This window comes from Clostridium felsineum DSM 794, from assembly GCF_002006355.2.
Taxonomy (GTDB): domain Bacteria; phylum Bacillota; class Clostridia; order Clostridiales; family Clostridiaceae; genus Clostridium_S; species Clostridium_S felsineum.
In genome coordinates this window covers 2,673,174-2,684,907 of the sequence record NZ_CP096980.1, presented here as the reverse complement: position 1 = coordinate 2,684,907, position 11,734 = coordinate 2,673,174, and the positions used below count along the sequence as shown (strand labels likewise).

Sequence of the window (11,734 nt, the reverse complement as noted above, 5' to 3'; positions counted from 1 at the left end):
AAAGCCATTAGCTGTTTTTTTATTTAATATAGTATTTTAAAGGACAATTTGATTTTTTTAATTCCTTTAAAACTAACTTAGCAACTTTTTTTGCACCTCTTTCTTGAAAGTGTGTATCATCACTTACACCATTAGGATAATTTGGATTTTCACCTGGTTTTAAATGCAGGAAGATATTCTCTGTTTTTAGAGGACCGAGATTTTCAAAATAAGCTGCACTTACAGAGGTTAAATCAATTACGGTAACGTTTTCTTCCTTAGCAAGATCAATCATAGCTGATGGATATTTTCCATGAGAAGGTGTGATTTTTCCATTTGCATCAAAACTTCTTCTAGATACAGGAGTAATAAGTACTGGTGTTGCATGATGACTTCTAGCACCATCTATGTACTGTTTAAGATAGCTTTTATAAGTAGTATCTGGATCAGTATATCTTGTTGGATCCTGTATCTTTTCATCGTTGTGACCAAATTGAATTAGCAAATAATCGTTAGGTTTTATTTTACTAAGGATTTCATTGAGGTGGCCTTCGTCAATGAAACTTTTTGAACTTCTTCCGCTAATAGCACAGTTATCTACAGTAACATATTTAGAAAAATATTGTCCGACGACTTGTCCCCAACCAGCTCTAGGAGCTACATCACTGGTGTAATTTGAAACGGTGGAATCTCCTGCAATATATACTGTAATCGGTTTCTTGTTAGTATTAGAGACATTTTTCGCAGATACTGTACTTTGAGAAAAAGCACCTATAGTGGTAACGATTACTATAGACGATAACAATAGTTTTAAAGATTTAATCATTTTAAGTTCCCCCCATAAGTTGAATTATAATTCTATATTACCAAAGAAATGAATTAAAGTAAATAAAAAATAATATAAACATATATAGGGGATTTTTGAATATAATATAATGTATCCTTATAAGGTGAAAGATAGGGTGATTAAAAGTGTCAGAGACTGAAATTATAATGTTGTTTACTATTATAGGAATTATTTTAGGAGTTTTTATTACTATGCTGGCAATATTTCATTTGTTGAAGAAAAAGGGAGTAGACATAAGTGGAATATTAGAAGAAACTCAAAAGGTAATTGATACATCAGATACAGTTTTAGATGCAAAGTCTAAAGATCTTTTTGAAAATGAAGATATAGAAATATTGAAGATTATTGATAGATGGGCAAAAATAGCGGTAGGAAGTGCAGAACAATTATTTCATGCAGGGAATATAGATAGAGATGAAAGATCAGAATTAGCAGAAAATGTAGTTTTTAATGTTTTAAAGGAGCTAAATATAAATATTGATGATAATAAAAAAGCAATTATAGATGCAGCAATAAAGAATGCTGTAAATAATCTTGGACATAGCAAGGGACCAGATACAAGAGTAAATAATACAAATATATAATAGGTTTTAAGTTACTTAAATATAGCAAGCCGAAAAATTGATAAATTTAATAGTAAAACGCAGGATAATATTACACGGTACCTGCGTTTTTATATTTTATATTTATGATACATAATATTAAAATATTATAGTAATTTGAGAAAATGTTATTATTGTAATAAAATAGAATTTAAAATTTCTTCAAAAATCTATAATGGAAGGTTGATGATTAAAATGAATGCTATATCTAAAAAAATATTTGAACTTGAAAGTAGTTTATTAAAGTCATCTGTTAGAAAATCAGCAGACAAAGTCAGTGAAATACTTTCAGAAGATTATATTGAATTTTGTAGCTCAGGAAAGGAGTATCATTACGAAGAAGGGGATGTATTTCAAGATCCAAACGATACTTCTGATGTAGATTATGAAGTTTTAGATTTTAGAATTAAGAAATTAGAAGAAAATTGTATATTAGCACTTTATAAAGTAATAAAGCATAACGAGGGAGAAAAATATTCTCTAAGAAGTTCAATATGGAAATGTGTTAATGGGCAATTTAAACTTATATTTCATCAAGGAACTAACATTCCAAAGATTTAGAAATGTGGTATTATAGTAAATTATATATACAAATTATTAAAATATGCAAACAAAATGTTAATTATCATGAAATGTGTTTTTTATAAGGAATAAAGTGGTATACTATAATAGGTTCTTGTTATGTGAACCGGTATAAAAGGAATTATATTATTATAGCTTTTAAGGCGGAATGGAGAAACTAAATGGAAAATATGAAAGTAAGTTCTAAACAATCTAAAGCATCTATCGTTTTATATATAGCGGCTGCAGTGGTTGCTATTATAGGAATTGCATTATTAGTAGATAATATTGTAGTTTATAAGAAAGCGCTTAGCCAATATGTAGCACAAGGATATAAAGCTGCTACAGTTAATGCTCAATTACTTCCACAACAGCTTTTACCTGAAATATTTAATGCCATTGGATTATATGGTGGAATAGCAGTTGCTTTAGTAGGTGCAGGAATTGTAAATAACAAAATTTCAAGGTTACTATCATTAAAAGATTCAACAGAAGTTATTACACAAGATTCTAAGGATAATGTAGCTGAAGAATAAACTACATAAGGTTTTAAGTCCATATATGTAAAAATTGATGAATAAGCAATTTTTATATATATGGACTTTTATTTGGGGTATTATTGTCAATAAAAGATGATATAATAAAATAAATAGAACATTTATCCAATACTATAAAATAAAATATGCATCAGAAAGGATGTTTAAATGTGAAAATTTTCGTATATAGTCATATGGATGATGAAACTGAGTATTTTGAAAAGTTTAAAAAAAAGTATAATGTTGATATGATATTAACACATAAAGCTCCGACCATTGAAACTGCTGAACTTGCAAAAGGTTTTGATTGTATAAGTATTATAACTACACCTATTAATGCTTTATTAATTAAAAAATTCAATGAAATAGGAGTTAAGTTTATATCAACTAGGACTATAGGGTATGATCACATAGATGTAAAGAAAGCTAGGGAATTAGGAATTAGTGTTGGAAATGTAACTTACTCTCCAAGAAGCGTTGCAGATTATACAGTAATGATGATTTTAATGGTAACTCGAAAATTAAAAGCTATTATGCAAAACAGCAGTGTTCAAGATTATTCATTAAAAGGTATTCAAGGAAGAGAATTACATAATTTAACCGTAGGTGTAATTGGAACAGGGAGAATCGGAAAAACAGTAATAAAAAATTTAAAAGGATTTGAATGTAACATTATAGCCTACGATGTTCATGAGGCTGAGGAAGTTAAGGCTTATGCAAAGTATGTGAAATTAGATGAACTTCTAAAAAATAGTGATGTTATTACAATTCATGCACCTGGCAAAGTAGAAAACTATCATATTATAAATAAAAATTCAATATCTCAAATGAAGGATGGAGTATTTATCATAAACACTGCAAGAGGTGCTTTAATAAATACATATGATCTCATTGATGCTCTTGAAAAAAGAAAGATTGCAGGAGCAGCTTTGGATGTGATAGAAAATGAGACAGGCCTTTATTATAATGATCTTAAATGTGAGGTATTAAAAAATCGAGAATTAGCGGTTTTAAAATCTTATCCTAATGTAATTATTACCCCACATACAGCTTTCTATACAGATCAAGCTGTTAGCGACATGGTTGAAAATTCAATACTCAGCTGTATAGCATTTTCTGAAGGAAAGGAAAATCCGTGGAAGTTGTGATCCTATATTGGAAAAGGAGAAGAAGCTATGGATAAAGAAAAGCATGAATTAAGTATTAAAGTAGCAAGATTATATTATGAATCTGATTTTAGCCAACAGCAAATTGCACAACAGCTTAAAATATCAAGACCAACAATATCAAGGCTTCTAAAGTATGCTAAAGAAAAAGGTTACGTTTCAATAAATATAACTGATCCATTCTCAGATTTAGATAAGTTAGCGTATAGGCTTAAAAACAAATATGATTTAAGAGATGTATGCGTGGTTTTTTCGCCAAAAGATGATTATATAACTATTAGAGAATACATTAGTAAAAAGGCAGCAGAATATTTAGAGGAGATCGTAAAGAATGGAGATATTATAGGTGTAAGCTGGGGAACAACTATGTATGAAGTGGCTAAGAGACTCATGCACAAAAAGGTTAAGGGGGTAGAAATAGTTCAATTAAAAGGCGGAGTTAGTCATTCTGAGATAAATACATATGCTTATGAAACTATGTCTCTGTTTGCTGCAGCGTTTGAAACAGTTCCAAGGTATCTACCTCTGCCAGTAATTTTTGACAATGCAGTTGTAAAAAATATGGTTGAAGAAGATAGACACATTAAGAGTATAATAGAGATGGGAAAACAAGCTAACATTGCTATATTTACTGTTGGAAGTGTTAGAGATGATGCTCTTCTTTTTAGATTAGGATATTTAAATGAAGAGGAAAAAGATATACTAAAAAAAGAGGCAGTAGGTGATATTTGTTCTAGGTTTTTTAATGATAGAGGTAAAATATGCAATGAAAATATAGATAGTAGAACCATAGGAGTTTCTCTAAGTTCCCTTAAAGAAAAAGAAAAGTCTATTCTTATAGCAGGTGGAAATCATAAAGTAGATGCAATAAGGGGTGCACTTAATGGAAAAAACGCCAATGTTCTAATTACAGATCAGTTTACAGCGGAGAAAATTTTATAATACATTTACAAATGTAAAAAAAATATTTATTATAGAGTTGTAGAAAAAGGTTAGTGTAGACTTTATTTTTTACATAGAGAGGAGATTTTAATTAATATGGATTTTAATACATTGGTTTCAAAAGCATTAGAGGCTAGAGAAAAAGCATATGCACCATATTCAAAATTTAAAGTTGGAGCAGCAGTTTTTACAGATGAAAAAATATATACTGGATGTAATATAGAAAACGCATCTTATGGAGCAACTAATTGTGCAGAAAGAACAGCTATTTTCAAGGCTGTATCAGAGGGCCATACAGTTATTAATGCTATTGCAATAGTAGGAGTAGAAAATGATTATACTTATCCTTGTGGAATATGTAGACAGGTGATAGCTGAATTTGCAGCAAAAGATATAAAGATAATTTTAGGAAAAAATAATGGAGAGTATATAGTTAAAACATTAGATGAAATTTTACCAGGTGCTTTTACTAAAGAAGATTTACAAAAATAAAATAGTTATTAAATAAGCATCCATTTTGCGTTTAGGATGCTTATTCCTTTAGAAGAAGATTATTGTAAAGTTATTTGAAATAAATTTCATACGCAGCTTTACAAATGTTCAGTTGGAATATAAAATAGATTATATAGAATAAAATGCTAATTATTAGGTTAAAGTTTAAAAAACTACATAAAAAATAAGGAGAGTTTTAATATGGAGATTGCTAACATAATAGATCATACAGCCTTAAAGCCAGATACTACAAAGGAACAAATACTTAAATTAATAGAGGAAGCAAAAAAGTATAAATTTGCCTCAGTTTGTGTAAATCCACGATGGGTTAAATTAGCAAGCTTGGAGCTAAAAGATAGTAAAGTTAAAGTTTGTACAGTCATAGGTTTTCCTCTTGGAGCTAGTACAACTGAAACAAAGGTATTTGAAACAAAAAATGCCATAGAAAATGGGGCAGAAGAAGTTGATATGGTTATTTCTATAGGAGATTTAAAAAATGAGAATAACGATTATGTAAAAAGGGATATTGAAGAGGTTGTAAAAACAGCTAAAGAAAAGGCTATAGTTAAGGTAATTATTGAAACTTGTCTTTTAACTGATGAAGAAAAAATAAGAGTTTGCAAATTAGCTAAAGATGCAGGTGCAGATTTTGTGAAAACTTCAACAGGCTTTTCAACAGCAGGAGCAAAGGCAGAGGATATTGAATTAATGCGAAAAACTGTAGGAGATAATATGGGTGTAAAGGCATCTGGTGGTATTCATACTAGAGAAGAGGCTTTACAAATGATAAATTCAGGAGCAACTCGTATAGGGGCCAGTGCAAGTATCACAATAATTTCTGAAGAATAAAATTACAATTGTCCAGTTTTATATTTGTTTAATTTTTAGAATTATAGAGAATATGAAACTGGATATTTAAGTAGGCTTAAAATAGCTTAGATATAAAATAATAAAGACTTAATAATAATACTTTTTATGTAAACGTTATATAGTTTATAATATAAAAGTTGCAGACATTGAGGAGGAATATAATGGAATATATTATTGGCGTAATAGGATTAGTAGTAATATTATTTTTAGCTTGGATAGGTAGTAATGATAAAAAGAAGGTAAAATACAAGCCTATAATTGTAATGATTATTTTGCAGTTTATATTAGGTTTTTTGCTGCTTAATACAGGAGCTGGAAATGCACTTGTAAGTGGAATTGCAGATGGTTTTGGGGCACTTCTTAAATGTGCAGGAGATGGTGTTAAATTCGTATTTGGAGGATTAGAGAACAGTCATCAAAGTACATTTTTTATTAATGTTCTTCTACCAATTGTTTTTATTTCTGCACTTATAGGTATATTGCAATATTGTAAAATACTGCCGTTTGTTATAAAATACATAGGACTAGTATTAAGTAAAGTTAATGGTATGGGAAAATTAGAATCATATAACGCAGTAGCATCAGCAATTTTGGGACAATCAGAAGTATTTATTTCTGTTAAGAAACAATTAGGATTGTTACCAGAAAAACGTCTGTATACACTATGTGCATCAGCTATGTCAACAGTTTCTATGTCCATAGTTGGTTCGTATATGCTTTTGATAAAACCTAAATATGTGGTAACAGCAATTGTGTTAAATTTATTTGGCGGATTTATTATATCATCGATTATAAATCCATATACTGTTACAGACGAAGAGGATGTTTTAGAAGTTCAAAATGAGAAAAAACAATCTTTTTTTGAAGTTTTAGGTGAATATATTATGGATGGCTTTAAAGTAGCTATTACAGTTGGAGCTATGCTTATTGGTTTTGTTGCAATAATATCATTAATAAATTCATTGTTTACTTGGATTTTTGGAATGTCTTTTCAGGATATACTTGGCTATGTATTTTCACCCTTTGCATTTCTAATGGGAGTACCGTTAAATGAAGCTGTAAAGGCAGGAAGTATAATGGCAACTAAGTTAGTATCTAATGAATTTGTTGCAATGACTACTTTAGCAAGTGGACATGTACATTTATCCATAAAGGCTACAGCTATAGTTTCAACCTTTTTAGTATCCTTTGCAAACTTTTCATCTATAGGAATAATATCGGGAGCAGTTAAAGGATTAAATGAAGAAAAAGGAAATGTTGTAGCTCGTTTTGGATTAAAACTTTTATATGGGGCAACCTTAGTAAGTGCACTAACAGCAACTATTGTTGGATTAATAGTATAAAGGAGAGATTATAATGAAACCTTTTAAAAGAATACATATTTTAGTTATGGATTCAGTAGGTATAGGAGAAGCACCAGATTCAAAGGAATTTAACGATTTTGGTGTTAATACATTATTTCATATTGCAGAAGAGAAAAAGGGATTAAATATGCCTAATATGGCAGCTCTTGGATTGTCAAATATTTATGAGATTATGGGAGTAGAAAAACAAGCTCATCCGAAAGCTTATTTTGGTAAAATGCAGGAAGCTTCAGCGGGAAAAGATACTATGACAGGCCATTGGGAAATGATGGGGTTATATATTGATAAATTTTTTCCTGTTTTCCCAGAGGGCTTTCCAGAAGAATTAATTAAAAAGATAGAAGATTTTTCTGGAAGAAAGATTATAGGGAATAAACCTGCTAGTGGAACAGAAATAATAAAAGAACTTGGAGAAAGACAGCTTAAAACTGGTGAGTTAATAGTATATACTTCAGCAGATTCAGTACTTCAGATTGCAGCAAATGAAGAAGTTATACCACTAGATGAGTTATATAAAATATGCAAATATTGCAGAGAGATAACATTAAAAGAGCCATATATGTTAGGAAGAATTATTGCTAGACCATATGTTGGAAAAACTAAAGAAACCTTTAAGCGAACTTCTAATAGACATGATTATGCATTAAAACCTTTTGGAAGGACGGTAATGGATTATATAAAAGAGGCAGATTTAGAGTCTATTGCAATTGGAAAGATTTCTGACATTTTTGACGGTGAAGGTGTAACTAAAGCAATTAGAACAGTCTCTAATATGGATGGTATGGATAAATTTATTAAAGTTTTAGATGAAGATTTCACAGGAATTAGCTTTACTAACTTAGTTGATTTTGATGCAAATTACGGTCATCGTCGTGATCCTATTGGATATGGAGATGCTTTAGAGGAATTTGATACTAGGCTAGGTGAAGTTTTTAAAAAGCTTAAAGAGGATGATTTGCTTATAATAACAGCAGATCATGGAAATGATCCAACTTACACTGGAACAGATCACACAAGAGAATTTGTTCCAATACTTGTTTATTCAAATAGATTCGATGAAGGAAAGAACCTAGGCATTCTTAAAACTTTTTCGGATTTAGGAGCAACAATTTCAGAAAATTTCAAGGTGAAAGCTACTAAGCATGGTGAGAGCTTTTTAAAAAAACTGATATAAAAAGGATGGTAAACTAAGATGAGAATGGTAGATATAATTTCAAAAAAAAGAGACGGAAAAGAATTAACAACCCAAGAAATTAATTTTTTTATTGAAGGTTATACTAAAGGAACAATTCCAGATTATCAAGCTAGTGCTTTAACTATGGCTATTTATTTTAAGGATATGACTGAAAAAGAAAGAGCAGATTTAACTATGGCAATGGTTAATTCTGGAGAAACTATTGATTTATCAGCAATTGAAGGCATAAAGGTAGATAAACATTCAACAGGTGGAGTTGGTGATACGACAACTCTTGTTTTAGCACCACTTGTTTCAGCTGTTGGAGTACCTGTTGCTAAAATGTCAGGTAGAGGACTTGGACATACAGGTGGAACTATTGACAAATTAGAATCTATTGATGGTTTTCATGTTGAAATTACAAAGGATAAATTTATTGAATTAGTTAATAAAAACAAGGTAGCAGTTATCGGACAATCAGGAAATTTAACTCCAGCAGACAAGAAGCTTTATGCTCTTCGTGATGTAACTGGAAGTGTAGAATCAATTCCCTTAATTGCCAGTTCAATAATGAGTAAAAAAATTGCAGCAGGTGCAGATGCAATAGTCTTAGACGTAAAAACAGGTGCAGGTGCATTCATGAAAACAGAGGAGGACGCTGAAAAATTAGCACATGCTATGGTTAAAATAGGAAATAACGTTGGAAGAAGAACTATGGCAGTAATTTCAGATATGTCTCAACCTTTAGGCTTTGCAATAGGTAATGCTCTTGAGGTTAAAGAAGCTATTAATACATTAAAAGGAGAGGGCCCAGAAGATCTAACAGAACTTGTGCTAACCCTTGGAAGTCAAATGGTTATGTTAGCTAAGAAGGCAAATACTCTAGAAGAAGCAAGACAAATGCTTGAGGCGGTAATAAAGAATGGTGAGGCTTTAGAGAAGTTTAAGGTTTTCCTTAAAAATCAAGGTGGAGATGAATCTGTTGCAGATAATCCAGATAAATTGCCACAAGCAAAATATAAAATTGAAGTTCCAGCAAAGAAAAGTGGATTTGTTTCTAATATTGTAGCTGATGAGATTGGTCTTGCAGCAATGCTTTTAGGAGCAGGAAGAGCTACAAAGGAAGATACGATAGATTTAGCAGTTGGACTCGTGTTAAATAAAAAAGTAGGAGATAGCATACAAAAAGGAGAGTCACTTGTAACTATTTATGCTAATAAAGAAAATGTTGAAGAAGTAAAAAGTAAAATTTATGAAAATATATCTATTAATAATAAAGCAGAAAAACCTGTTTTAATTCATAAAATTATTACCGAATAAAGATTAATTTGAGATGGTTATGACCTGGGAGTGTCGCAAAATGATTAAAATTAATCATGAGCGATGCTCTTTTTTTGTTTAAGCTATAAAATTGCCTAATATTTTAAATACTATATTAATTATTTGAATTTCCATGAGATTTTGACGCACTAAAATAAACCTAACTATATTATTCCATAATTAGGAAATAGTTTTTAATTCGTGAAGATACTTTTGAGTTCTTTCATTTTGGATTTTTAAATGTAATTTGTTAATGTTATATCCAAAACAAAGCAAAATAAATTCAGTTTTTACACTATTTTTTCCACGTGTTAAAAATCTTTTGAATTCATAGTCGCTTTTTAAAATTCCAAACGCACCTTCAACTTGAATAGATCTGTTCATTCTCAATTTAGTTCCCAATTCAGTTTTGATATTGTTGTATGAAATTTGACGCTTTTTAATAAAAGTCTTTGAAACCTGCATTTTTCGGTTATTCTTTGCTTTTGTGCACTTTGATTTCAAAGTGCAGTTATCGCAATTTTCACATTCATAAACAGTAACCTCAGACGTATACCCACTTGCAGATTTTTTATGAATAATATATGATGGGAATAATTTTCTATTATTATGACAAATATATGTATCTGTTTTAACATCATATTTCATATTTTCACGCTTACTGATGTCGTTTTTAAAACTTCTTTTTTTCCATTTCTCATAAGTTTGAGGTTTTATATATGGTATTTGATTATTAGACTCTAAAAACAAATAGTTTTCTTCACTTTCGTAACCAGAATCTGCAATCACATTAGTATATTTATGACCAATTTTTTCTTGCATATTAGTAATCATTGGTATTAATGTTGCTATATCATTTCTATCATCAAATACTCCAACACCAGTTACATATTCACTATCAACTGCTATTTGTACATTATAGGCAGGTTTTAATTGACCATTTCTCATATGATCATCTTTCATATGCATGAAAGTTGCATCAGTATCAGTTTTAGAATAGCTATTTCTTTTTGAAAATATTTTCTTACTTAAATTATATTTTTCTTGTCTTTCTTTATATTGTGATAGTTGTTCTATCCACTTTTGAATTGCAGTTTTTCTTTTACCGATTCCATGAACAAACTCTATATTTCTTTTTTCTTTTTCAAATAAAAGCCATTGAAGAATTTTGTTTATATCATCAATCAAAGTTTCTCTCTCAATAGTGAATTTCATTAATCTTTCAAGATTAATGGTTTTAACAAGAGCAATAATTTTATCAAACATCTTACCTTCATTTTTATAAATAGCTTTCTTCCAAACAAAAGTATATCGGTTGGCATTTGCCTCAATTTTAGTACCATCGATAAATACATTTTCAAATAATAATTCTTTTTCTTTAGCTAAATAGTTAACTTGTTGATAAAATAAATCTTCAATCACTTCATTTGAAAGATATTTTTTTCGAAATCTACTTATAGTAGCGTGATCAGGTGCTTTAAAGCCTTGAAGTAGCCATTTGAAATTTATATCTCTTTTGCATGCTTTTTCTATCTTTCTACTTGAATAAATATTTTGAGAATAAGCATAAGATATTATTTTGAACATGATTTTGGGTTCAACTGCTGATTTTCTTCCTACGGAAGAATACGCCTTGTACAATTTTTTATAATTTAATCCCTCCAACAAATAGCTTAGCAAACGAACCGAATCATCTTCTGGTATTAAGTTTTCTAAATTTAATGGTAATATAAGTTGCAAATTATCATTAAATTGATTATAATTTTTTGTGTATAATTTAGTTACGTTCATAATTTAATTATACAATCAATGTGAGTTCTTCGGAACTCACATTTTTTATATACAACAAAGGAGCTATTGCAAAACTATTTTTTAGTTTTG

At 29.7% G+C, this 11,734-nt stretch carries 12 protein-coding genes; 10 read left to right on the top strand and 2 right to left on the bottom strand.

Translation table 11 applies throughout. The features are described from left to right. Positions 1 to 19: 19 nt before the first annotated feature. Entirely contained in the window at positions 20 to 805 is a 786-nt protein-coding gene (locus CLFE_RS12760; RefSeq protein ID WP_077833013.1) for a rhamnogalacturonan acetylesterase, read from the bottom strand. A gap of 146 nt (positions 806 to 951) precedes the next feature. On the opposite strand from CLFE_RS12760, the gene CLFE_RS12755 reads away from it, so the two are divergent. The 10 genes from CLFE_RS12755 (at position 952) to CLFE_RS12710 (ending at position 9,853) form a co-directional block, all read left to right on the top strand. After that, a complete protein-coding gene (locus tag CLFE_RS12755; protein WP_077895549.1) occupies positions 952 to 1,410 on the top strand; it encodes a phage holin, LLH family in 459 nt (152 codons plus the stop codon). A 213-nt stretch (positions 1,411 to 1,623) separates the two neighbouring features. Then, positions 1,624 to 1,989, top strand: a complete 366-nt coding sequence (locus tag CLFE_RS12750; protein ID WP_077895551.1) for a nuclear transport factor 2 family protein — start codon at positions 1,624 to 1,626, stop codon at positions 1,987 to 1,989. Between the two features lie 182 nt (positions 1,990 to 2,171). After that, positions 2,172 to 2,525, top strand: coding sequence for a hypothetical protein (locus CLFE_RS12745; RefSeq protein WP_077895548.1), 354 nt, complete (start codon positions 2,172 to 2,174; stop codon positions 2,523 to 2,525). A gap of 170 nt (positions 2,526 to 2,695) precedes the next feature. Then, positions 2,696 to 3,673, top strand: a complete 978-nt coding sequence (locus tag CLFE_RS12740) for a D-isomer specific 2-hydroxyacid dehydrogenase family protein (protein WP_077895547.1) — start codon at positions 2,696 to 2,698, stop codon at positions 3,671 to 3,673. Between the two features lie 27 nt (positions 3,674 to 3,700). Further along, positions 3,701 to 4,633, top strand: coding sequence for a DNA-binding transcriptional repressor DeoR (gene deoR / locus CLFE_RS12735; RefSeq protein WP_077895546.1), 933 nt, complete (start codon positions 3,701 to 3,703; stop codon positions 4,631 to 4,633). Between the two features lie 96 nt (positions 4,634 to 4,729). After that, on the top strand, positions 4,730 to 5,125 hold the full coding sequence (locus tag CLFE_RS12730) for a cytidine deaminase (RefSeq protein ID WP_077833007.1): 396 nt from the start codon (positions 4,730 to 4,732) through the stop codon (positions 5,123 to 5,125). Positions 5,126 to 5,326: 201 nt separating this feature from the next. After that, complete coding sequence (gene deoC, locus CLFE_RS12725) at positions 5,327 to 5,974, top strand: deoxyribose-phosphate aldolase (RefSeq protein ID WP_077895545.1); 648 nt, start codon at positions 5,327 to 5,329, stop codon at positions 5,972 to 5,974. A 182-nt stretch (positions 5,975 to 6,156) separates the two neighbouring features. Then, positions 6,157 to 7,338: a NupC/NupG family nucleoside CNT transporter gene (locus tag CLFE_RS12720; protein WP_077895544.1), complete on the top strand. Its 1,182-nt coding sequence runs from the start codon at positions 6,157 to 6,159 to the stop codon at positions 7,336 to 7,338. Positions 7,339 to 7,351: 13 nt separating this feature from the next. After that, positions 7,352 to 8,533 carry a phosphopentomutase gene (deoB, locus tag CLFE_RS12715; RefSeq protein WP_077895543.1) on the top strand — a complete coding sequence of 394 codons (1,182 nt, stop codon included), beginning with the start codon at positions 7,352 to 7,354 and terminating at the stop codon, positions 8,531 to 8,533. An 18-nt stretch (positions 8,534 to 8,551) separates the two neighbouring features. Next, positions 8,552 to 9,853: a pyrimidine-nucleoside phosphorylase gene (locus CLFE_RS12710; RefSeq protein ID WP_077895542.1), complete on the top strand. Its 1,302-nt coding sequence runs from the start codon at positions 8,552 to 8,554 to the stop codon at positions 9,851 to 9,853. Positions 9,854 to 10,033: 180 nt separating this feature from the next. Here CLFE_RS12710 and CLFE_RS12705 read toward each other — a convergent pair whose 3' ends face one another. Continuing rightward, positions 10,034 to 11,644, bottom strand: coding sequence for an IS1182 family transposase (locus CLFE_RS12705; protein WP_250944600.1), 1,611 nt, complete (start codon positions 11,642 to 11,644; stop codon positions 10,034 to 10,036). Between the last annotated feature and the right edge of the window lie 90 nt (positions 11,645 to 11,734).